This is a genomic window from Amycolatopsis orientalis DSM 40040 = KCTC 9412 (assembly GCF_000478275.1).
In the GTDB taxonomy this organism is placed as follows: domain Bacteria; phylum Actinomycetota; class Actinomycetes; order Mycobacteriales; family Pseudonocardiaceae; genus Amycolatopsis; species Amycolatopsis orientalis.
This window is the reverse complement of record NZ_ASJB01000064.1, coordinates 21,734-45,418: the sequence shown is the minus strand read 5'-3', so window position 1 is coordinate 45,418 and position 23,685 is coordinate 21,734. Positions and strand designations below refer to the sequence as shown.

Here is a 23,685-nt window from a genome sequence, read left to right as displayed (position 1 = left end):
ATTCATGCGGCAACATCACTTGTTCGTCACCGAATCGGTGACCGAGCGAACGGAGATCGCTCCTTATGCCCTGGTTCGCACGACACTTTCCGGGTTATGGCGGGAAAGCTTCGAGAACACCCATTTCCGACGGCTTTCGCATGAGCTCGCCGCCTGTGAAAGACGGCTGATCTCCTTCGCTTCGGGTCCTTTGGGGCAGCAGTTGCACGACGCCAGGTCCTGGCTACCCGGCGAGCTTCACCGGCGGGTGGCGATCCCGTTACGGCGGGACCTGCACAACGGCCGGGCACCTCGGCCCGTACTGCGCGCGGCCGCCGGTGAGCTGATCGGTCACTTGCCCCCACTCGCCGACTGGTTGACCCTGATCGACACGCGCGAGCGCCTGCGCGCCGAACTCGGACCGGTGCAGGCCGAAGCACTGGCCGCCGAGCGGAGCCGGCTGAGCCTGCGTGCGGCCGATGAGAACTTACGACGGGCTGTGGCCTTGTCGAGTGTCGATCTGCTGCACGGCCTCGCCGACGTCTCCGATCCGCGCTACGGCGCCAAGGCCAGGAAGGCCGAGGCGAAGGTGCTGCGGTACGTGCTGCGCGCCGCCACGAAGACCAGTCCTTGGTCGTGGTTCACCGCCGTCGGCTGGGGAACCTGGGACGAGCCCGGTGGCGACATCACCGGCGAACTCGACCTCGTCGCCCACGTCCTCCCCAATCAGACACTGGTCAGCACTCTGCTTCGCGCGCTGCTCGCCGAGCCGGGGCTCCGCTGGTCGTTGCCGCACCGGCTCGCCCCCGCGGTACAGCTGGACGCGGACCGCTTCAGCTGCCTGCGCGACGACTTCGAGGTGAAGAGCAACTACGTCGCCGCTCGCGAACAGCGTGTCCGGCTTCCTCGCAACGCCACGCTCGACCTGGTGCTGGCCGACGTCCGAGCCGCCGGTGCACGGGGCCGCACCCTTCCGGAGCTGGCCACCGCGCTCGGCGAGCTGCTGCCACCCTCCGCTTCCGCAGCGCCGATCCGGGCCTACCTCGACCGGCTCGCCGACGAACAGGTGCTGATCCCGATCTCCCCCGTCGATCCCCAGCTGCCCGATCCGCTGCCCGCACTGGCCGGCTGGCTGAGCGCGGCCGGCCGGGACGGCCAAGCCGCCCGCCTGCGCCGGATCCACCGCGCCGGGCTCGATGTCGCGTGTCTTCCGGCCGCGAGCCGTCCCGACGCCATCCGCGATCTCGACGCCGAATGGACGGCGGCGTTCGCCGATCTCGGCGCTCCCCGCCCGGCGACGATGCCGCTCCGAGAAGACGTACTGCTGCCCCGCAGGTTCCGGCTGGGCGCCGAAGTCGGCGCGGACATCCGCGAAGACCTGACCCGGCTCGCCCCGCTCACCGAACTGCTCAACGAGGGCGCGGTGCTGCGCGCACTGGTGCGGCACCGGCTGCTGGCCCGGTTCGGCCCCGGCGGACGCTGCCGGGTCGCCGACCTCGTGGCCGACGCCGCCCGGCTGTGGGACACCGCCATGGCGGTGGGTACGGACGGCGTGGTCCGCCTGCCGCCTGGTGAGGCCCTGCCCGACGAGGTCGCCGATCTTGCCGCGTTACGCCGGGAAGTCACCGCGACCGTGGGACCCGGTGGCGGGACGGAGGTGTGGCTGTCCGACGATCTCGTCGGGCACGTGGCCGAACGCCTCCCAAGGTGGCTCTTGCGACGGCCCGCGTCGTACTCGCATTTCGTGCAGCCGTTCGACGAGAACGGCAGGCGCGCCTGGTGCCTGAATTCGGTCAACAGCGGCTGGGGCCGGTTCACCACCCGGTTCCTCGACGTCTTCGGGCCCGGCCTGCGCGACGCGGTCGCCGTCAGGCTGGACCGGACGCTCGACGGCGAACGGACCGCGCAGTTCCGGCCGGTGAACGGGTTCAACGCCAACCTGCACCCGCTGCTCTTCGCCGACGAAGTGGGCGAGGACCCGGCGTGGTCGACCCTCATGGACCAGGACCTCGAGGTCGCGCACGATCCGGCGACCGACACCGTCCGGCTGCGGGTCGTCGCCACCGGCGCACCGCTCAACGTGCTGTACATCGGTTTCCTGGTCCAGCTCGCGTTGCCGGACAGGGTCGCCCCGTACTACCTCGACCTCACCGCCGACCGGGCCGGCTTCTCCAGGATCGCCCCGGTCGGGACGGCGACAACAGGGCGCCACTCCGTCCGGAGCCGCGCCCGGCTCCGGTTCCGGGATCTCGTGCTCGCCAGGCGCACCTGGGACTTCGACGCCGAAACGACCGCGGAATGGTCACGCGCCCTCGAAACCGGCCCCACCGCGGCGGCGATGGCGCGCCGGCGTGCGGAACTCGACCTGCCGGACGCCGTGTTCGTGTCGGGCGTCCGGCGGCCACCCGGTGCGGCGGCGGAGAAACCGCACCGCTACGGGGTGCCGCCGAAACCCCAGTTCGTGGACTTCGGGAACGCGCTGCACTTGCGGTGTCTCGCCAAACTACTGCACCAGCACGACGGGCCGGTCCAGGTCGAGGAGGCACTGCCGGTGCCCGGCCTCGGCCGGACGACCGAGCTGGTGGTCGAAACCCATCGGAGAGGGATGTGACCGAGATGGCCGGAACCGTCCGGGACGTGGTCTGCCACTACCACGATCCCCTGCAAGCCCCATTGCTGCGCGAGGCGGTGCTTCCCACCCTCGCCGCCTTGCCCGAGGTGACCGCGCACCTGGAACGCGGCTGGCTGCACGGCCCCCATCTGCGGATCAGGCTGTCCGGTCCGGCCGGGTCGGCCGAGCGGCTGGCCACCGCGCTGGAGCGGTATCTCCGAGAACATCCTTCTCGCGCCGCACTGTCCGAAGTGGACCTTCAAGCGCTCGCGACCGCGGCAGGGCGGGCCGAACTCGTACCGCCGCCTTATGGGCCGTTCCGTCCGGACAACAGCGTGCACGTCGAGGATCCCGATCCCGCGACGCGGGCCCGATTCCCCGGCGGGCCCGCCACCGCGGCGGTCCGTGACCACCTGCTGGCACTGGGCGTTCCGGCCGTGGCGGTGACCGTCGCCGACGCGGGCGAGCACGCGGACAAGGCTGGCGCGCGGGTGCGGGCGGTGATGACCGTGTTGAGCGCGCACGCCGAAGCGAGTCCCGGCGGGCTGGACAAGCGCTACTTCTCCTACCAGTCCCATCTCGAAGCGCATCTGCACGTCACCGACGAGGACGGCCGGATCCGTGCCCGGCACGACACGCTGTGGCAGGCACACGCGGACCGGGCCCGCCGGATCGTCCGGCACGCCGACGACCTCGACGAACCGCTCGTGGCCGCCTGGCGTTCCTGGGGCGGCGCGGCGAGAACCGTCGCCGCGGCGGCGTACGACCGCGGCGAGCTCCGGTCCGCGGACGCAGGGGAGACGTCGGCCAAGGCGGCCGCATTCGACGATCCGCTCACCGCCCGGATCTACCTGCGCGAGGACGTCAGCGAGTTCCATCGGCTGCTGGGTGAGGTCTGGAGCCCGGACACCGGCGACCGCCGGGAATTCGAGATCGAGCGGTTCGTCATGAACATCCTGTATCTGCTGCTGGCCGTCTGCGACGTCCGGCCGGCCGAACGCTATCTCGCGGCGGCCTTGGTCTGCCGGGCGGTCGAATCGATCACCGGCATGGACTGGCGGGCGCGCATCGAGCGGGCGCGTCGCCACCAGCTCGCGGCGGGTCCTCGATGACCGCCGTACGGGAGTCCGTGCGCCGGTTGCGGCCGGGGGTCAGGACGACGCCCACGGCCGAGGGCCTGCTGTTCCGTGGCCCACTGGGCACTTTCACCGCGAGAGGCGGTCCTGACCTTCCGGTTCTCTGGCAGCGGATCTCCCCGGTTTTGGCCGGAGGGCTCAGCGCCGACGCCGTCGAGTCCGCCTGCTCGACCGGCAAGGCGGGCCGGATCGTGCGCGGACTGCTCGACAGTCTCGACGAGCACGGCATGCTGCTGACGTCGCCCGCCGGCTGGGCGGAGCACGCGATCCCGAGTCCCACGCCGGGCTTCGCGGCTTGGCTCGAACAGATGACGGTCGATCCGGCCGAGGCGTGGAACCGGTGTGTCACCAGCCGATTCACCGTCTCCGGCACCGGCCCGGTCGCCGAGACGGCCGCCTCCGCGCTGGCCTTGAGCGGAATACCGGCCCACCGTCGCGCCGGGCAGGATCCGAGGCTCGTCCTGGTGCGGGCCGACGGATTCCAGGCTTTCGCGGGCGCGGACCGCCGACTGGGGTTCGCAGGCCAGGCCGAGACGGACGACGGTGGCGCGATCGCCGACCGGCTCGGACTCGGGACGTCCGCGCCGGAAAGCGCGGTCGCCGAGCTGGCGGGTTCCCTCGTCGTACAACGGTTGCTGCGGCAGGTCGCGGATCCGGCAGGCACTCGCCCCCGGGTCCTCGTCGTGCGGCCGGATCCGCTGCGCGCCACGGCGCATCCTTGGCCGGTCGGGATCGCGACGTCACCCACGGACCTCGCCACGGCGACGACCGCTCTCGACGCGCTGTGCGATCCCGAACTCGGCTCGCTGGCCGCGCCGGAGTTCACCACCTTGCGGCAGGTTCCGCTGGGCATGGCCGTCGCCGACGGGATACCCGCCTGGGGAACGACCGTCGACGCGGCCCGGCTCGCGGCCGGGCTGGCCGCCGCCGGACGCCGGCTCGATCCGGACGGCACCAGGGGCACCGCGGTCGGTGGCGACGAACTCCACGCCGCCGGGATCGTCTGGCGCCGCGCGATACTCGGCAGGACGACGCCTCTCGACGGCGACGAGTACCGGCCGGACCCGGACACCGCCGCGGCCCGCTGGCTGTCCACAGTGACCGTCCGATTCGGACTCGATGCCCGGTGCCGGGTCGCACGCCCCGCGGACGGGGTCTTCGTCGCCGTCGTCACCGATGCCGCCGGAGTGCGGTCCCGGGCGGTGGAGGGAACGGCGGCAGACGCGGCGGCACACGCCTGGCTGGGCGCGGCAGGCGCCGAACAGGCCCGCCGGTCCGGGCTGACTCCCCCGCCGGAACCGTTCCTGTCGTGCGGGGCCACGCTGCCGGTGGCCGGGCCCCGGCCGGAACTGTGGTCGCCGCCGAGGGACCACGAGCCGGAGTTCCAGCGTTGTCTGCGCCGGGCACTGCCGGACGTCCGGCCGCCGCGGCCCAGCGGCGGAGCAGCTGCCCCCGGACTGGCCGCCGCGCTGCGGGCGACCGGGTTCGTCGCGCTCGACCCGGGGAGCACGCCATGACACATGATCTACGGGAAGCCGGGCCGTGCGCGGAGTGGCTGCGCGGTGCGCAGTCCGATCCGGCCGTCCGGATCGGACTCGCGGCGGAGCCCGTCCCCGGCGCCCTCATGGTGGTCACGCTGGACGAGTGGACCCGGTCAGGTCTCGAAGAGCTGGCCGCCGGCGTCACGGCGGCGGGCGCGCGGTTCCTGCCTGTGCGAGCCGACGGGGTCTTCACCGTGATCGGACCGGTCACCGGACCAGGTCTGGCCGGCTGTATGCGGTGCACGGAACTCGGCCGCTCCCACGCGCTCGATCTGCCCGCCGATCCCGGCATGACCTCGGGCGGTGTGCTTCCGCCCACGTCGTTTCCCGCGCTGGCCGCGCTCGTCCGGCACCTGGCCGCGCATCCCGAAGCCTCCCGGCTGTGGCAGCTCGACAACCGGGACGGCACGCTCACCCCTCGCACCGTCCCGATCCGGCCGGGTTGTCCTGAATGCGCCCCGCTGCCCGCCGACGAACCGGGATCGGCCCGCTTCACTCCCTCGCCGAGACCGGTCCCCCGCGGGGTCTTCCGACAGGAAAACCGGCTCACCGCGGGCCCTTCCTTCGTGGAGGCGGCGTCCGATCCCTTCTTCGGGCCGGTGACGGCGCTGGGCCGCACGGACCGGTCGCCGATGCCGCTGGTCTCCGCCGCCACCGTGGTCGGCAAGGTGCGGGAGTGGAGTTTCGGCAGGTCGGCCACCGTGGCCGATGCCGAGCGGGTGGCCGTGTTCGAGGCGCTGGAGCGCAGGCTCGCGCTGCGCCCGCACGGCCGCCGCACCGTACTGCGGGCGTCGTTCGCCGACCTCGGCCCGGACAGGGCGGTGGACCCGGTGTCGCTGGGTCTGCCGGATCCGGAGTTCACCGGTCTTTCGGACGCCTGTGTGCCGTACCGGCCGGATCTCCCGATCACCTGGGTCCACGGCTGGTCCATGACGAAGAAGCGGCCACTCGCGGTTCCTGAGCACTTCGCCTACTACGGTGTCCCCGCCCGGCCGGAGACACCACGGATCCTCGTCGGCAACAGCAACGGCAACGGACTGGGCAACAGTCTCGAAGAGGCCGCGCTGGCGGGGCTGCTCGAAGTCGTCGAGCGGGACGCCTTCCTGATGGCGTGGTACGCCAACGCGCCGCTGCGCCGGATCGCGCCGCCCGAGGGCGACGACCTCGCCGGTCATCTCACCGACGCGCTCGCCCGCATCGGTTACGAACTCCTGCTCTTCGACGCGACCACCGAGTTCGGGATCCCGGTCGTGCTGTCACTGGCCCGGCAGCGCTCCGGGCGTTCCCCGCTGCCCCAGGTCTACTTCTCCGCCGGGGCCCATCCGGATCCGCTGGTCGCGCTCCGGTCGGCGATCGTCGAAACGGCGGTCGGCGCGTTCCGCCGGGCCGATCTGCCCGCCCCGGACGCCGAAGAACGGCACCGGCTGGAGCGGATGCTCGGAGACCCGGCACGGGTCCGGCGGCTCGACGATCACATCGACCTGCACGGCCTGCCGTCGGCGCGCAAGCTCCACGAGTTCCTGCTCGCGGATCCGACGATGTCGAATCCGTTGCCCTACCACGAAGTCCTGCCGGAACCACCGGAACCGGAGACGGATCTGGCCCGGGTGCTGACCGGGCTGGTGGACCGGCTCGCCGCGCACGGCCTGGACACCGTGGTGGTGGACCAGACGGACGACTGGAGCCGCGGACTGGGCTTGTACGCGGTGAAGGTCGTGGTGCCGGGAACGCTCCGGCTGACTTTCGGGCATCTGCACCGCGCCACCGCGGACACTCCCCGCCTGCTGACCGTGCCGCGTCTGCTCGGCCGGGCACCGGCCGTCCTCAACCTCGCGGATCTGCCCCGGCACCCGCATCCCTTCAACTGACCCGGAGTCCAGCATGACCCTCCTCGATACCCGGTCCGCCTTGCTCGGTGTCCATCCCCTGCTGCGCGCGGACACGGTGATGCTCCGTGATGCCAGAGGTGTGCTGCTGACCAGCGAACTCGAGAAGGCCCATCTCGACGGCGACGACGCCTACCGTCTCCTCAACCGGCTCCGCGGCCACCTGGACGGCACCCGGACGACGGCGGAGATCTGCGCCGGGCTGACCGTCGCCGCCCGCGACCGGATCCGCGCTCTGTTCGCCGAACTTCTCGAGCGCGGCTTTCTCCTCGACCTGGACCCGGGGGAACTGGAGCCCGACGTCCTGGCGCGGTTCCTCGACCAGATCCGTTACCTCGCGCATCTGACCAACGAGCCGGCCCACGCGTTCGGGAGGTTCCGGGCCGCGCGGATCCTGCTCACCGGCTCCGGTCCCGCACTGGCCGCCGCCGCGCTCGGGCTGGTGCGCAACGGCGCGGGCTCGGTGCTGATCGCGGCCGAAGACGGCCCGGAGTTCGATCTCGTCCGTGCCGAGGCCGATTCCGTGGTGCGGTGGGATCCGCGGGCCCGTCCCGACGACGGCTACGACCTGGTGCTGGCGTGTGGTGACCGAGGACCGCTGCCCGCCATACCCCGCACGGGAGCCATGCTGTCGCTCGCCGCCCGTGGCGATTGGGTGGTCCTCGGACCCGCCGTACGAGCCGGAGAAGCGCTCGGCCTGTGCTGCGCCTGGGCCGCCGTCGGGCCCACCGACGCCCCGGCGGCCGTCGGGTACACGCCCGTGCTGGCGCGGTCCCTCGGCGCGACACTGGCGTTCGAGGCGTTCCGGCTGCTCACCGGAATCTCGGCCGATGAGACCGTCGCCATCGTGCAGCACCTGCGCACGCTACGCGCCGTCACTCACCCGGTCGCCGCCGGTTGTCCCGCCTGCCGTCCGGACGCGAAGCGATCGCCTTCGATCTCGGCCACCCCGCGGCCGCCGGACTTCCAGACCGTGCCCGACCGGCGGGGAACGACTGTCCGGGAGTACGCGGCCGCCGTCCACGCCGTGATCGCCGACCCGCTCCCGCCGACCGGCCGGGTGGTGCGGTGGTCCGACCGTCCGGCGCTGTTCCCGTCCTTCACCGGCGGCCTGCTGCGGCCGCTGCCCGAATCGCCGCCGCCCGCCTCGCGGCCGTTCGGTGAACGCGGGGCCGGGACGCGGGCGCTCGACCTGGACACGCTCGCCTGGCTGTTGCGCGCCTCCTACGGCCCGCGAGGACGTCGTCTGCGGTTCGACTCCGCCCAGTCCAACGCCGGCTTCAGCCGCTATCCGCTGGCGAACTGGCACCGCGGCGCGGCAGGCGGCGGTGGCCTCTATCCCCTGCGGCTCTACCTGGTGGCGGGGCCGAACGGCGCGGTGGCACCGGGGGTACACCACTATTCGACCGCGCAGCACGCCTTCGACCACATCAGGACCGGCGACCCGACCGAGGCGATCCGTGCCGCGGTCCGGCATCCGGACGCGGACCGCACCGACCAGTTCCTGGTGATCACGTTGCGGTTCTGGAACAACGCCTTCAAATACGCCAACTTCGCCTACCAGGTCGGCACCCTCGACGTCGGGGTCCTGCTCGGCACGATCGGCGCGCTGGCGGACGGGATCGACGTGCCGCTGAGGCATCTGCTGTGGTTCGACGACGAGGCGATCGGTTCCGTACTGGGACTGGACGTCGAGGACGAGTCCGTGCTGGCCGTGATCCCGCTGCCCTGGCGATCCGGTACGGGGAAGGCACCGGACCCGGTCCCCTCGCTGCCACCCGCCGAACCGGTGGAGATCTCCCGCACCGTGCAACGCTTTTCCTGGACCCAGGAAGTGCACCGCACCACGCTGCTCTCCGGACAGCCACGCCCCGATCCGGCCCGGCCCGGGTCGGCACCGGACACGCCCGGACGACTTTCCGGCGACTCGGCGGACGTGCTGATGGACCGTCGCCGGTCCAGTTTCGGCGGGCTGACCACCGAGCAGCCGGTGCGACGGCACGAACTGGACCAGGTGCTCGACCTCGTGCACCGCACCCGGCTGCACGACGACGACCTCCGTGCCGAGGGCGCGGGCGGGTGGACGAACCTTTCGGTGCTGGTCACCCGCGTCGACGAGCTGGCGCCCGGCGGATATCGGTACGACGGGCCCGGCGGCGGCCTGCGTGCGGCCGGGCCGGCCCCGTCGGCGGAGCGGTGGCGGGAAACCCTCGCCGCGATCACCAGGCGGACGCCGAACTACAGCCTTCAGCAGGCCGCGGCGGTGCTGGTGGTCTCCGGTGACCTGGACGACCTCGTCGACCGGTTCGGCCCGCGCGGACACCGGATCCTCAACGCCGCGGCCGGTCAGGTCGTGCAGTCGTGTTACCTGGCCGCCGCCGCGGTCAGGCTGGGCTGCGGCGCCATCCTCAGCCTCGATCACCTGGTGGTCGACGAGGCGCTGGGGTTCACCGGCACCGGCGAGCGCGCGTTGGTCTGTTTCCTGCTCGGGAGGGAGAACCGTGCCAACGCCGAATACCGCTGACCCCTGGCTCGCCCTGCACCTGCACTACCCGGGCAGCCCCGAACCGCTGCTGAGGGAAGCCGTGGCCCCGCTGGTGCGGCGGCTGCGCCTGCGACGGCTCATCGTCGGCTGGTTCTTCATCCGGTACTGGGTGGAGGGCGATCACGTCCGCCTCCGGTTGCGGCCCGCCGCCGGGAAAACCGGGACGGTACGGCGGCTGAGCACGCGCTGGTTGAGCCGGTACCTCGGCGGGAACCCGGCCGCGAAAGGCCTTTCCGCCGAACAGCCGAGCCAAGAGGCCAGGCGGGCGATGTTCGTCGCCGAATACGGCGAAGCCGCCTGGGAACTCGCCTACGGTGCGGCCGGGATGCCGGAGCGCGCCACCAATCGCTGCTATCCGGCGGAATACGTCCCGGAGTACGACCGCTATGGCGGTGCGGACGGCGTGGAACTGGCGGAATGGCATTTCGAGCGATCCAGCGACGCGGTGCTCGAAGTACTCGACCGGCACTCGACGAAGTCTTCCAGGCTCGGATATTCGGTGCGGATGAGCGCGATCCTGTGCACCGCGTTCCTGAGCGACACCGCGGAGCTGGCCGAGTTCTTGGCCAGGTACCGGGATTCGTGGGAGCCGCCGTCGGCACGGGAACGCCTGCACGAAATGTACGACGCCACCTACGATCGCTCCGCCGGGCAGCTCCGCCGCCTGATCCGATCATGTCCACAGTGGACAGCGTGGTCGGAACACTGCCGTGAGCTGAGCGAACGCGCCCGCGGTTCCGTCTCCCTGCTGCGGTCGTACCTGCACATGACGAACAACCGCCTCGGCGTGCACACCGTGGACGAGGCCTATGTCGCCCATCTGCTCGCGGCCACGTTGACGGACGAAAGGGAACGCCATGTCAGTGGACGCGCCTGAACACGCCGCGCTGGCCGTCACCGGACTGGTCAAACGCTACCGCCGAAGCGATCCGGCTCCAGCGGTGGACGGGCTCGATTTCCGGGTGCCGCCGGGCGAGGTCTTCGGTCTGCTCGGGCCCAACGGGGCGGGCAAGACCACCACGATCGGAGTGCTGACCACCCGGATCCGCCCGACCGCGGGGTCGGTACTGCTCCACGGCGTCGACGTCGTCCGGTCGCCGAGTTCGGCGTGCCGGCTGTTCGCGGCGGTGTCGCAGCGCAACACCCTCGACCGGTCGCTGACGGTGCGGCAGAACCTGCTGTTCCACGCCAGGTACCACCGGGTACCACGCGCGGAACGCGACCGGCGCGCCGTCGAACTGCTGGACGTGATGGGGCTGACCGGTCTGGCGGGCAAGCGGCTGGACCACCTCTCGGGCGGGCAGGCGCAGCGGATCATGATCGCCCGTGCGCTGATGCACCACCCGAGGGTGCTGTTCCTCGACGAGCCGTCGACCGGGCTCGATCCGCAGGCCAGACTGTTCGTGCACGAGCGGATCAAGGAGCTGCGGACGCGGGGCACGACCGTCCTGCTCACCACCCACGACATGGACGAGGCCGCGAAGCTCTGCGACCGGATCGGCATCGTCGACCACGGCCGGATGCTCACCATCGACACCCCGGAAGAACTGACCCGGTCGCTCCAGGTCACCCGGACCCTCGAACTGGCCGTGCGGTTCCACGGCGGCACCGGCCCGCTGATGACCGCGCTGACCACGCTGCCGGGGGTGCGTGAGGTCGAGCTCACCGAGCACAAGGCCGACCTGGTCCGGCTGCGGGTTTTCGCCGATCGCGAGCCCGGCGGACTCCTGACGCCCGCACTGGACGTGATCGCCCGGTCCGGCGGCGCGGTCCAGGAATTCGGGATCGGCAAGGTCAGCCTCGAAGACGTCTTCATCCGCATGACCGGACGGGATCTGCGATGACACGAACACTCGCCCCGGCGCGCTCCCGGGCCGACCTCCCGGCGGTGTCGATCGGACGGCTCGAAGTCGTGACGGGCGCGCTGCACACCTTCGCGATGATGCTTCTGCGTGACGTCATCGTCACCGGACGGCAGCTCGGCTCCTTCGCCGCGCAGGTGCTCATCCAGCCGTTCTTCATGTTGTTCATCTTCGGCCACGTGCTGACCGCCATGGGATTCGTGGCACCCGGCTTCGCCCAGGTCCTGTTGCCGGGCATCGTCGCGCTCTCGGGATTCCTGACCGCGATCCAGGGCACCGCGTCCCCGCTGGTCGTCGACTTCTCCTGGACGAGGGAGATCGACGACCGGCTGCTGGCACCGGCACCGGTCGCGCTGGTGGCGATCGGGAAGATCGTTTTCGGCGCGCTTCGCGGCCTCGTGGCGGCCGTGGTGATGATCCCCATCGGCCTGCTCATGCTCGACGAGGTGAGCTGGAACCTCGCGGCGTGGCCGCTCACGATCGGGTTGCTCGCCCTCGGCTGCCTCAGCGGGGCCTCCCTCGGCCTCGTGATGGGGACGCTGGTTTCGCCGGGGCGGATCCAGCTCGCCTTCGCGGTGGTCCTCACTCCGTTGATGTTCACCGGTTCCACCCAGTTCCCTTGGCACGGACTGGGCGGGATGCGCTGGTATCAGGTGGTGTGCGCGCTCAACCCGTTGACCTACCTCAGCGAGGGTATGCGGGCGCATCTGTCGGCCTCCCGGATCCCGTCGATCCCGGTAGGAATCGACGTACTGTGCCTGCTGCTGTCGATCCTCGTGTTCGGCGCCGTCGGGATCTGGGGTTTCACCAGGCGCGCCAGGGACTGAGGTGACGCCGAGGAGGGGCCGCCGGAGTCCGGATGGGACACTCATGGGGTGATCACCCGGCTGCGGTCCTGTTGGTCCGCGATCCGGTTCCTGGCCATCGGCGCGGCCACTTCGATGCTCTCCTGGTTCGTCCTCGTCGGCATGCTGTTCGTGCTGCTGATGTGCCCGTTCGGGGTCGGGATCCCGGCGGTGCCGCACGCGCTCAAGCTGATCAGGTATCCGGTCAATTTCGAACGCCGTCGCGCCGCCCGCCTGCTGGACGAGCCGTTCCCGGAGCCGTACCGCTCTGGGAACCCGGTGACCGATCCGGCGTCGCGGCGGGATCTGACGTGGCTCGTCTTCCACGCCACCACCGGTTTCATCATCGGGATCTTCGCCATCGCTTTCCCGCTCGGCGGGATCCGGCAGGTCGTCACGGCCTTCATCTGGCCGGCCGTGCCCGGTGGGGTGCAAAGCTCGCTCGGTTTCATGGTGACGTCCTGGCCGATGGCCGCGCTCAGCGCGATCACCGGCGTCGGCATGATCGCGCTGATCTTCCTGTACCCCAGGCTGGCGCGGTGGCAGGCCGTCATCGCCCGGAAGCTGCTCGCGCCCGCGCCCGGGGTCGTGCTGACCGACCGTGTCGTCGAACTGGCCGCGTCCCGCGCCGCCGCGCTGGAGGCGCACGGTGCCGAACTCCGCCGTCTCGAACGCGATCTGCACGACGGGACGCAGGCGAGGATCGCCGCCGTGGTGCTGCAGCTGGGGATCGCCGACTCGCTCTTCGAGAAGAACCCCGAAAAGGCCCGGGAGCTGCTGGGCAAGGCGCAGGACACGGCGACCGGCGCGCTGGCCGAACTGCGGACCGTCGTGCGGAGCATCTATCCGCCCCTGCTGACCGACCGGGGCCTCGACGGCGCCGTCATCGCGCTCGCCGACCGCTGCCCCGTTCCGTGCACTGTGGACGTCCGCAGCGCCGCCCGCCGTCCCGCCGCCGTCGAGGCCGCCGCCTACTTCGTCGTCGCCGAAATGCTGACCAACATCACCAAGCATTCCGGCGCCGAGCACGCCTGGGTCACGCTCGACGGTACCGCCGACACCCTGCTCATCGAGATCCGCGACGACGGCCACGGCGGTGCCGACGAATCCGGCGGCAGCGGCCTGTCCGGGATCCGCAAACGCGCCGAAGCCTTCGACGGGACCGTGAAGTTGTCCAGCCCGGCCGGTGGGCCGACCGTAGTGAAAGTGGAGTTGCCATGCGGGTCGTGATCGTCGAGGACGACGCGCTGCTGCGCGAAGGCCTGGTCCTGCTGCTGAACACCTCGGGCATCGACGTCATCGCCGCGATGGACGATGTGGACCAGTTCCTCGAACTGGTAGCCAAGGACCGGCCCGACGCGGTGATCACCGATGTCCGGCTACCGCCGACGCATACCGACGAAGGCCTCCGTGCCGCCGTCAAGGCCCGGAAGATGCACCCCGGACTGCCCGTGCTGGTGCTGTCCGCCCACGTCGAAACCGGCTACGCGGCCGAACTCCTCGCCGACGGCAAGGGCGCCGTCGGGTACCTGCTCAAGGAGCGGGTCGGCAAGGTCGAGAAGTTCCTCGACGCGCTGGACCGGGTCGTCAAGGGCGGCACGGCCATGGACCCCGAGGTGATCACCCAGCTGATGGCGCATCGCCGGGCGACCGACCCGCTCGAAGCGCTGACCGCGAGGGAGCGCGAGGTGCTCGGGCTGATGGCCGAGGGATACAACAACACGACCATCGCCGAGCTTCTGGTGGTGAGCGACGGGGCGGTGCACAAGCACATCCGGAACATCTTCGCGAAGCTCGGGTTGCCGGAGGACAGTGGGCACCGGCGGGTGCTGGCCGTGCTGGCCTACTTGAGCGGGAAGAACTGACCGCATTCAGTCCTCTGGATGCGGTGGGTAGCCGGGGGGTGCGCCCTGGGCTGGGTGGGGTTTTCGTGGCCTGGGGTGTCCTGAAGGCCCCCTTTCGGACGTGGAGCGTCTCGAAGGTTCCCTTCAGAACGGGATCCGGGCCCGTGTTTCGGAGCCGGTGTCTCCAATGCCACGTTGGGGACACATTTGCCCTACCCCTCAATAGTAGTGGGGGTAGCGCCAGCACCACCTCGTGGACGGGGGTCACTCCCCTGTTTCGCCACCCCGCCGATCTCTAACGTCTTTCCCATGAACGACACCAAAAAGGCAAGCGGCGTACTGGTCACCACCTCCCTCTGGCTCGTCCTCCTCGTCAGTGCGGCCGCCAACGCGATCGGCCAGTTCGCGGGGATGGACTACACCCTCCGGATGATCGCGGGCGCCGTCGCGATCATCTGCATCGTGCTCTTGATCCTCCGCGCTGTGGCGCGACGCAAAGCCTGAGCCGACGGTTCTGTCAGGCCGGATCGTGCCCGTCGTGCCCGAATTCCTCGTCAACGAGACCGAGCGTGGAGGATTCAGGACGTTCACCGTCCCAAATCCTCCACACACGACGTCAGCCAGCCGCTCAGCCGTTGGACACCTTCGGCGTCGCGCGTACGCCGTAGTGCATGTACGGCTCACCGGTCGGCAACGTGTAGAAGGTGACCGGCATCCACGTCCGCGCCCCCGGCTCACGGCAGACGAAGAGCGAGTCCGTCACCGGGACCAGGTCGAACTCCATCGTCTTCTCCGGCATGAGCTCGGCCAGCGGCCCCGTGGCGGTCTGCCGGAGCCGGATCCCGTCTCCTTCGGCGAAAACCTCCATCAGCACCCCGGCCCGCTCGTAGACGCCGACATGCCTCGAAGCGTCGACGGTGACCGGAGTCGCGGGCGGCTCCAGCGGCCGCGGCATCGCCACGTCCGCCAGCTCCGCGAAGATCTCGCGGTACAGCTCCACGTACAGGTCGCGGGTGTTGCCGCCGTTGGTGAGCAGCGTGACGGCGAGTCCTTGATCGGGCAGCAACCGCAGGAACGCCGACTGCCCGATCGTGTTGCCGTCGTGGCCGATGACCCGCCTCCCGCTCCATTCGTCACGGATCCAGCCGAGACCCCATGAGTCACCGAGTGAGTGCTTGTCGGGGATGTCGGCCTGTTTCTCGGCCATGGCGGTGGCGGACGCCGTCGTCAGGATCCGCTCCCCCGACGAGGTGAGACCGCCGGTCAGGTGCAGCCGGGCGAACCGGAGCACGTCCTCGGTCGTGCCGGTGATCAGCCCGGCGGGGCCCATGTTGCGGGGCAGGCCCCAGATGGGGGCGGGCTTCGGTTCCTCGTCTCCATCGGCGACGTGACCGACCGCCGCGCGGAACATCAGCGCTTCCTCGGGCAGGGTCACCGTGTGCGTGAGACCGAGCGGGGCGAACAACTTCTCCCGCATCGCGGCGTCCCAGGTCAGCCCCGTGAGCTTCTCGATCACCCGGCCCATGAGCACGAAACCCGAGTTGCAGTAGGAGAACGTCGCACCGAGCGGATGGTTCTGCCCGGCCTGGTCGAGGATTTCGACGTAGCGTTCGAGGCAGTCGTCCCCGCGGCCGGTGTCGGTGAAGACGTCGCCGTCGATCCCGCTGGTGTGCGTCAGCAGATGCCGCATGGTCACCTGCTTCGCGACGTCCGGATCGGCCAGCCGCAGTTCGGGGACGACGTCGGAGATCGGCGCGTCCAGGTCGAGGAGCCCGTCGTCGACCAGTTGCATCACCACGGTCGCGGTCCACACCTTCGACACCGAGCCGATCTGGAACACCGAGTCCTCGGTCACCTCGACGCCGGTCGCGGTGTTCAGCACGCCGTAGGTGACGTGCGCCTCCGCGTCGTCGCCGACCCGCGTGATGCCCAGCGCCGCGCCGGGGACGCGGTACTTGCGCGCCAGTTCGGCCAGGCGCCGCCGCCAGTGCGCCGCATCGATCGGGACCCGCGACACCCCGTCCTCCGGCGCCGCGTACTGCTCGACCCATTCGAAGACGCGGCGGTTGAAGTCGAGGCGCTGCGAAGGCGGACCGTCCAAGATGAACAGATGCGAGGCACCCGGGTACAGCACCAGCCGGGACGGGACGCCGCGAGCCCGCAGGGCACCGAACCACTGCTCGGCCTGGCCGACCGGACAGCGCTCGTCCTCCGCGCCTTGGATGACCAGAGTCGGTGTCCGTACCCGGCCGACCTGGGCGAATGGCGAGAACCGCTCGTGGTCCGCCTCGCCGGACGAGCCGCCGAGTTCGCGGACGGCCAGGTAGTACCCGGCGTCGGAGGTGCCCTCCATACTGGTCAGATCGCTGACCACGCCCCCGGCGACGGCGGCGGCGAAGCGGTCGTCGCGGCTGGTCAGGTAGCAGGTCATGAACCCGCCATAGCTGTAGCCCGCCACGGCGAGGCGGTCCGCGTCGGCGATGCCTTCCGCGACCAGCTGGTTCAGCGGTTCGAGGAAGTCGCGGGCATCGGCGACACCCCAGCCGCCGACGGCGCCGGTGAAGAAGTCCTCGCCGTAGCCGTCGCTGCCGCGCGGGTTGAGCAGCAGCACCGCCCAGCCACGCGCGGCGAGTGCCTGGTGGTAGAGGTGGATCGAGTCGGCCGCGCCGTTCCAGGCGTTGTGCGGACCGCCGTGGATGTCGAGCAGCAGCGGCGCGGCGCCGGTGCCGTCCGGGTCTCGCAGCAGCCAGCCGTGCACGACGGTGCCGTCGCCGATGGTGAATTCCCGCTCCTCGTGGGGAAAGAACTCGACGTCGGCGAACGGGGCGCCGTGCCGGGTGCGCACGTCGAGGGCACCGGTGGCCGGATCGACGACGACGATCTCCCCGAACGACGTGTTCGTGGCGAGCACGACCACCACGCGGTCACCCGCGATGTCCATTCCGGACACGACACGATCGGCCCCCGCGACGACCGCCCGCGCATTCTCACCGTCGATGTCCACTTTGTACAGATGAGTGCAGCCGCGGTCGCGGAGTCCGAAAAGGACGGAGCGGCCGTCCGCGGTCAGCTTCGGGGCGGCACCGGGATAGCCGCCGCCGCCGGACATCACGTTGCGGTCGAGGGAAGCGGTCAGGTCAAGCGGTTCCCCGCCGTCGAGCACGACCCGCAGCAGGCCGAGGTGGCCGACCTCGGTGTCGCGCCTGCCGACCACCAGCAGCGCGCGGCCGTCGGCGGTCCAGCCGACCGGGCCCGCCATGCCGTCACCGGAACCGACCAGCCGCGGCTCCGAGGTCTTCACTGAGACGTCGAGAACGTAGGCCCCGGAACGGAAAGTCAGATCCGCGTCGGCGTCCCGTCCGGCGGAGAACGCCAGATGCGTGCCGTCGGGCGACCACGCCGGGTCGCCGGCGTGCCAATCGCCGAAGGTGACCTGCCGGACCTCCTTCGTGGCGACGTCGAGGACGTGCAGGTGTTTGCGGATCGTCTTGATCAGCCCGGCGCCGTCGGCCTTGAAGTCCAGGCGATCCGCGACCACCGGAGCGTTCGGCGCGGATTCGCCGCCCGCGAGGTCGACCGCGGCCGAGAACGCGATCCGGCCACCGTCCGGGCTCCACACCGGCGCGCCCGCCCCGAGCGGAAGTCCGGTGATCCGTTCGGCCTCCCCGCCCGACGCGGGCAGGAACCACACCTGCGGCGGACCGTCCTCGGCCCGCAGGAACGCGATCCGCGCACCGTCCGGCGCCCAGCTCGGTGCCATGTCGGCCGTTCCGCGCGTGAGCTGCCGGGCTTCGCCGGTGGTGGTGCCGACCTCCCACAGCGTGGCCACGTTCCGGTCCCCTTCATGGTCCGCGGTGCGCACGACGTACACGATCCGTTCGCCGTCCGGGGACAGCGAGGGCTGGCTGGGTGCGGCGATTTCGTACAGGTCGTCGAGACCGAGACGTCGGGTCATGGTGCGCTTGCTCCTCTGGAGATCGCGGGCTGGTGGCTGCGGTGGCTCTCGTTTTCGCTGAAATGGCAGGCCGCCGAATGACGTCGTCGTGCCGCGTCCACTGCGGGATCCACCTCGAGGCAGAGTTCGCGATCGGCGCGCGCGAGCGGGCCGATCGGACAGCGCGTGTGGTAGCGGCACCCGGGCGGCGGGTGGTGCGGGTCGGCGGGTTCGGTGTCGGCGGTCGCCGCGTCCGTCCCGGTGTCGAACAGGGAGGTGTGCGCGGACGGCGCCGCGGCGAGCAGGTCGCGGGTGTAGGGATGCTGGGGATCGGTGAGCACCTGTTCCGCCGGGCCCGCTTCGACGATGCGCCCGAGGTACATCACGGCGACGATGTCGCTGAGATAGCGCACGACGGCGAGGTTGTGCGAGATGAACAGCATCGACAACCCGAGCCGTCGCTGCACCTCCCGGACCAGGTTGAGCACCGCGCCCTGCACCGAGACGTCGAGCGCGGAGGTGATCTCGTCCGCGATCAGCACCTCCGGCCGCCCGGCCAGCGCCCTGGCGAGCGCCACCCGCTGCCGCTGCCCGCCGGAGAGCTGCCCCGGCAGGTGCCCGGCGCGATCCGGGTCGAGATTGACCAGTTCCAGCAGCCGGGCGACCTCGTCGCGGCGCGCGGCGCGCCCGGAAAGGACCTCGCGCGGGATCGCTTCGGTGATCGATTCCCCGATGCTCATCCGAGGGTCCAAAGAGGAATACGGATCCTGGAACACCATCTGCAGTGGACGGCGGCGGGGCAGCTTCCGGACGTCGACGCCGCCCAGCAGGACCCGGCCGCCGCTGATCGGCGAAAGCCCGACGGCGGCACGCGCCAGCGTCGACTTCCCCGAGCCCGACTCGCCGACGAGCCCGACGACCTGTCCGGAAGGGACGGTCAGCCCGACCTGGTCGACCGCGGTGAGACCGCGCCTCCCGCCGTACCGCACGCTCACCGCGTCGAAGACGAGATCACTCACTCCGCACCTCCGGCGGTCACGCTTTCCTTGGCGGGCTGGGCGGACGACGTCTCGTGCGGATGCCAGCACGCGACGCGATGCCCGGGCTTCACCCGTTCCAGGACCGGGTCTTCGAGACGGCACCGGTCGGTCACCGCGGGACATCGGTCGGCGAACGCGCATCCGGTGGGCACGCGATCCGGTTCCGGCGGACGGCCGGGGATCACCGCGAGCGGCGCGTCGCGATCGGTCTCGAGGTCCAGCGTCGCGGCCAGCAGGGCCCTTGTGTAGGGATGCCGCGGCGTCCCGGCCGACGGCAGATCCTCCACGAGCCGTCCGGCGTACATGACCAGCATGCGTTCGCAGGTCTGGGAAACGACCGCGATGTCGTGGCTGATCAGGATGATCGCGGTGTTCCGTTCGGTCCTGGTCCGCGCCAGCAGCCGCAGGAGCTGCCGTTGCACGGTGACGTCCAGCGCCGTGGTCGGTTCGTCGGCGATGATCAGCCGCGGATCGCCCATGAGGCCCATGCCGATCATCGCGCGCTGCCGCATCCCGCCGGAGAATTCGTGCGGATACTGCCGCGCGCGCCGCTCGGCGGCCGGGATCCGCACCGCGCGCAACCGGTCGACGGCCCGCGCGAACGCCTTGGCGCGCGGCAGCCCCTGGTGCTGTTCGGCCACCTCGGCCAGTTGACGGCCGATCCGCCTGGTCGGGTTGAACGACGTCATCGGATCCTGGAACACCATCGCCAGCGAGGTGCCGAGCAGACCGCGCAGCTCCCGTTCCGGTGTGGTCAGCACCGGTTTCCCGGCGAAGTCGAGCCGGTCCGCGGTGACCACGGCCGGTGCTTCGACCAGCCGTGACACCGCGAGGCCGGTCAGGCTCTTCCCCGAGCCCGACTCGCCGACGACGCCGATCGCCTCGCCCGCGCGGACGGTGAAGCTCACCCCGCGCACCGGCACGGTCCAGCCCGCCGGACGCGGGAAGGCCACCTGGAGGTTCTCCACCACCAGGACGGCGTCGTCCCGGTCGTCGACGGCTTCCTCCCTGGCGGGAGTGACCGGCCGCGGTGGCAGCTTGCGCGACCCGGTCCGGACGCCGATCACCCCGGCGACGGTCTCCCCCACCAGGTTGAACGCGAGCCCGGCCAGTACCACCGCCACCCCCGGCGCGAGCGCGGCCGCCGGATTGACGTAGATCCCGTTGAGCCCTTCACCGAGCAGCCGTCCCCAGTCGTATTCCGGTGCCTGCACCCCGATCCCGAGGAACGACAGCCCGGAGAACGCCAGCAGCGAGGAGCCCGCGCCGATGGTCGCGTTCACCACCAGCGGTTCGCCGATATTGGGCAGGATGTGCCGGGTCAGCAGCCGGATCCGGCCGACCCCGGAGATCCGCGCGGCGGACACGAAGTCATGGCCGGCCACGGAGGCAGACAACGTCTGTGCCAGCCGCGCGAACGCCGGTGCCAGCGCGAAGCCGACCGCCAGCACCGCGCCGTGCGTCCCGACCCCGAAGATGACCGAGAAGAACAGCACCAGCAGCAGGCCGGGGAACGCGACCGCGATGTTCACCGACGCGGTGACCAGCCGGGCGGCGGGCCGCGGCAGCAACGAGGGCAGCGTGCCGAGGACGAGCCCCGTGACCACGCCGATCACCGTCGCGAGCACCGCCAGGAGCACCGAGAGCCGGGTCGCCACCAGCACCCGGAAAAAGATGTCGCGACCGAGGTCGTCGGTGCCCAGCCAATGTTCCGCGGAAGGTCCTTGTCCGATCGCGTTGGTGTCGATCTCGAAGGCCTTGCCGTGCCACAGGATCGGGGCCAGCACCGCGAGGGCGAGCACCAGGACCAGCAGGGCCGCCGCGAACGCGCCCACCGGCGTGCGCAGGGCCGCGACCCATTTCGCGCGTCGATTCACCATCTCAGCTCTCCCGGATCGTCGAACGCGGATCGAGGACGGCGAGCAGCACGTCCACCGTCAGATTCACCAGCAGCACCCCGATGCCGTAGACCAGCACGATCCCCTGCACCAGCGGATAGTCCTTCTGCAGGATCGACTGCGCGATGGTCGAGCCGAGACCGGGCCAGGCGAACACGTTCTCCACCAGCACCGTCCCGGCGACCATCCCGGTCAGCATCAGCCCGCCCATGGTCAGCGTCGCGGTGAGCGCGTTCGGCAGCGCGTGCCGGAGGTAGACCAGCCGCGCCGGCAACCGTTTCGCCCGGGCAGTGCGGATGAAGTCGTTGCCCAGCACGGAAAGCGTCTCCACCCGGACGATGCGCGAGAGGACAGAGGCCGGACCGAGCGCCAGCGCGATGACCGGGAGCACGAGCGAACCGGCACCTTCGCTCCCGGCCACCGGGAACCAGCCGAGCCGGACCGCGAAGAACGCGACCAGCGCGACCGCCACCAGGAATTCGGGAATGGCCGCCAGCAGCACCGTCGTCGAAGTGAAGGCCAGCTCACCGCCCCGGCGGCGGCCACCGCGGGTCAGCACGGCGAACAGCACGCCCAGCGGGAGCGCCACGGCGATGACCACCGCGAAGGCGGGCAACGCCAGCTGCAGGGTGGCGGGCAGCCGGTCCCCGATCACCTCGGCGACCGGCTGCCCACTGGTCATCGACGTCCCGAAGTCGCCGGTGAACAGTCCACCGAAGTAGTGGACGTACTGCAGCCACAGCGGATCGTCGAGGCCGAGGGCCGCCCGGCGCGCGTTCACCAGTTCGACCGGCGCGGTCAGGCCGAGTGCCGCCCGGACCGGGTCCCCGGGGATCAGCTGGATCATCAGGAACGCCGTGGTGACCAAGACCCACAGCGAGACCGCGAATCGGCCGAGCCGGCGCCCGGCGAACGAAAGCCACGGGCTGCCGCGCAGCCCGGCGGGGGCGATCGCGACCGCCATCAGCTGTACATCCGGATGGACGACGGCTCGATCGTGCCGAAATTGATCTTGAACCGCGCGTTGCTCCCGAAGGTCGGGATGACCGAGTTGACGTACGGCACCACGTCCAGCCGCTCGATGAGCGCCGACTCGGCGGCGAGCCAGGTCGCGCAGCCGGTATCGCCCGCCATCCGTGCCGCCTGGGCGGCCTGCGCCGTGTAGCGCTCGTTCTCGATATGCGCGAAGTTCGTGCCGGCGGGCGGTTTCGGCCCGGAGACGAACGTGACGGCCTGGCTCGGCAGCAGCAGCGTGACGGGGGCAAGCGAGATGTCCCAGTCCCCGGTGCCGAAGAGCGCCTGGCTGGTGCCGGGACTGTCGAGGCCCTTGAGCGTGATCTCCGCGCCGATCGCCTTCCAGGACTGCTGCATCAGTTCGGCGGAAGGTGCCATCGTCGGACCCACCTGGGTGCCGTAGATGGTGGTGAGCGCGAGCCGCTTGCCGTCCTTGACCCGCACGCCGTCCGCGCCCGGCGTCCAGCCCGCCTTGTCGAGGGCGGCCTTGGCGGCGGCGACGTCGAACGACGGCAGCTTGCCTGCCACCGAATCACCGGCGCACGCCCTGGGTTCGGTGGTGACCATTCCCTGGCTGGGTGCCCCGGAGCCGCTGGTGAGCACCTTGCCGATCTGGGCGAGGTCGAGGGCCTGGACCAAAGCGCGGCGGACGGCCTGATCGGCACCCGCCCGGCCCGGCGCCTGGTTGAAGAAGATCTCGCCCATCGGCACGACCTGGTCGGAGTGGAACAGCTTCTGGGCACGCAGCCGCTGCTGGTCCTGGCCGGTGATCCGGGAGGCGTTGAGTTCGCCGGACAGCAACAGGTTCGCCGCGGTCGTGGTGTTCGGGATGACCCGGTAGACCACCTTCTCCGGCAGGCCCGGCTGCTCGCGCTGCCACTCGCCCGGTCCCCACGCGTAGTCCTTGCGCCGGGTGAGGGTGTAGTGGTCGTTCGGCACGGCCTCGGTCATCGTGAACATGCCGGTGCCGTAGCGCCCCTTGGCCAGCGCCGCCCGGTCGGTCACGCCCTTGCCGCACACGATCGGCAGACCGCCGATGTTGCGGAGCAGGAACGCGTCCGGTGCCCCGCTCGTGAGCGTGATCGTCCGCGCCGCGTCGTCCGCGGTCGCCTTGGTCCCCGGCGCGACGGCCAGCCCGGACATCGGGGACTTGTTGGCGGGGTCGCCGACGAAGTTGATGTTCGCGGCGACGTCGCTCGCGGTCAGCGGGGCGCCGTCGTCACAGGTGATGCCGTTCCGCAGGGTGAAGGAGGCCGTGGTCGTGGTGGCCTCCCACTTCTGGGCGAGACCCGCGATCGGCTTGCCCTTCTCGTCGAGATTGATCAGGCTGTCGTAAAGGAAACGGCCCATTTCGAGGGCGACCGCGAGCACCGTCATCGCCGGGTCCAGCGCTCCGGGGTCGGTGCCGATCGCCATCGTGAAGGTCTTGCCTTCGACCGGTTTCTGATTCGCGGTCCGGTCCTCACCGGATTGCGACGTCCCCCCGCACGCGCTCACGGTCAAGGCCACCACGCTCGCGATCGCGGCGGTGAGCCGGGCTTTCTTCATGG

The 23,685-nt window shown here is 70.9% G+C and carries 16 protein-coding genes; 11 read left to right on the top strand and 5 right to left on the bottom strand.

What is annotated here, in order from left to right; all coding sequences use genetic code 11:
* The first annotated feature begins 4 nt into the window (after window positions 1-4).
* The 11 genes from L324_RS21900 to L324_RS21850 all read left to right on the top strand — a co-directional run bounded on the left by L324_RS21900 (window position 5) and on the right by L324_RS21850 (window position 14,753).
* On the top strand, window positions 5-2,590 hold the full coding sequence (locus L324_RS21900) for a lantibiotic dehydratase (protein WP_037311648.1): 2,586 nt from the start codon (window positions 5-7) through the stop codon (window positions 2,588-2,590).
* On the top strand, window positions 2,587-3,702 hold the full coding sequence (locus L324_RS21895; protein WP_037311645.1) for a lantibiotic dehydratase C-terminal domain-containing protein: 1,116 nt from the start codon (window positions 2,587-2,589) through the stop codon (window positions 3,700-3,702). Before L324_RS21900 ends, L324_RS21895 begins: the two co-directional genes overlap by 4 nt.
* Window positions 3,699-5,243, top strand: coding sequence for a hypothetical protein (locus L324_RS21890; protein WP_152546951.1), 1,545 nt, complete (start codon window positions 3,699-3,701; stop codon window positions 5,241-5,243). The genes L324_RS21895 and L324_RS21890 overlap by 4 nt, the downstream gene beginning before the upstream one ends.
* The gene (locus L324_RS21885; RefSeq protein ID WP_051174031.1) at window positions 5,240-7,135 is read left to right on the top strand and encodes a TOMM precursor leader peptide-binding protein; all 1,896 of its coding nucleotides are present in this window, start codon (window positions 5,240-5,242) and stop codon (window positions 7,133-7,135) included. Before L324_RS21890 ends, L324_RS21885 begins: the two co-directional genes overlap by 4 nt.
* A 13-nt stretch (window positions 7,136-7,148) precedes the next feature.
* Window positions 7,149-9,677 (top strand): nitroreductase family protein, encoded by a 2,529-nt coding sequence (locus tag L324_RS21880; protein WP_037311640.1) that lies wholly within the window; start codon window positions 7,149-7,151, stop codon window positions 9,675-9,677.
* Window positions 9,655-10,575 (top strand): thiopeptide-type bacteriocin biosynthesis protein, encoded by a 921-nt coding sequence (locus L324_RS21875; RefSeq protein ID WP_161780874.1) that lies wholly within the window; start codon window positions 9,655-9,657, stop codon window positions 10,573-10,575. The genes L324_RS21880 and L324_RS21875 overlap by 23 nt, the downstream gene beginning before the upstream one ends.
* Window positions 10,556-11,542 carry an ABC transporter ATP-binding protein gene (locus L324_RS21870; protein ID WP_037311635.1) on the top strand — a complete coding sequence of 329 codons (987 nt, stop codon included), beginning with the start codon at window positions 10,556-10,558 and terminating at the stop codon, window positions 11,540-11,542. The genes L324_RS21875 and L324_RS21870 overlap by 20 nt, the downstream gene beginning before the upstream one ends.
* On the top strand, window positions 11,539-12,387 hold the full coding sequence (locus tag L324_RS21865; RefSeq protein WP_081736422.1) for an ABC transporter permease: 849 nt from the start codon (window positions 11,539-11,541) through the stop codon (window positions 12,385-12,387). Before L324_RS21870 ends, L324_RS21865 begins: the two co-directional genes overlap by 4 nt.
* A 48-nt stretch (window positions 12,388-12,435) precedes the next feature.
* The gene (locus L324_RS21860; protein WP_037311632.1) at window positions 12,436-13,635 is read left to right on the top strand and encodes a sensor histidine kinase; all 1,200 of its coding nucleotides are present in this window, start codon (window positions 12,436-12,438) and stop codon (window positions 13,633-13,635) included.
* Window positions 13,623-14,270: a response regulator gene (locus L324_RS21855; RefSeq protein ID WP_037311630.1), complete on the top strand. Its 648-nt coding sequence runs from the start codon at window positions 13,623-13,625 to the stop codon at window positions 14,268-14,270. Before L324_RS21860 ends, L324_RS21855 begins: the two co-directional genes overlap by 13 nt.
* Window positions 14,271-14,558: 288 nt before the next feature.
* Entirely contained in the window at window positions 14,559-14,753 is a 195-nt protein-coding gene (locus L324_RS21850) for a hypothetical protein (RefSeq protein ID WP_037311629.1), read from the top strand.
* 124 nt (window positions 14,754-14,877) lie between these two features.
* Here L324_RS21850 and L324_RS21845 read toward each other — a convergent pair whose 3' ends face one another.
* From L324_RS21845 to L324_RS21825, 5 genes are read right to left on the bottom strand one after another with little or no spacing between them, the layout of a single operon-like run.
* Complete coding sequence (locus L324_RS21845) at window positions 14,878-18,204, bottom strand: serine hydrolase (protein ID WP_037311628.1); 3,327 nt, start codon at window positions 18,202-18,204, stop codon at window positions 14,878-14,880.
* On the bottom strand, window positions 18,201-19,202 hold the full coding sequence (locus L324_RS21840) for an ABC transporter ATP-binding protein (RefSeq protein ID WP_037311626.1): 1,002 nt from the start codon (window positions 19,200-19,202) through the stop codon (window positions 18,201-18,203). The genes L324_RS21845 and L324_RS21840 overlap by 4 nt, the downstream gene beginning before the upstream one ends.
* A complete protein-coding gene (locus L324_RS21835; RefSeq protein ID WP_037311623.1) occupies window positions 19,199-21,103 on the bottom strand; it encodes a dipeptide/oligopeptide/nickel ABC transporter permease/ATP-binding protein in 1,905 nt (634 codons plus the stop codon). The genes L324_RS21840 and L324_RS21835 overlap by 4 nt, the downstream gene beginning before the upstream one ends.
* A gap of 1 nt (window position 21,104) precedes the next feature.
* Window positions 21,105-22,085: an ABC transporter permease gene (locus L324_RS21830; protein WP_037311620.1), complete on the bottom strand. Its 981-nt coding sequence runs from the start codon at window positions 22,083-22,085 to the stop codon at window positions 21,105-21,107.
* A complete protein-coding gene (locus tag L324_RS21825) occupies window positions 22,085-23,683 on the bottom strand; it encodes an ABC transporter substrate-binding protein (RefSeq protein ID WP_037311618.1) in 1,599 nt (532 codons plus the stop codon). Before L324_RS21825 ends, L324_RS21830 begins: the two co-directional genes overlap by 1 nt.
* Window positions 23,684-23,685 lie beyond the last annotated feature (2 nt).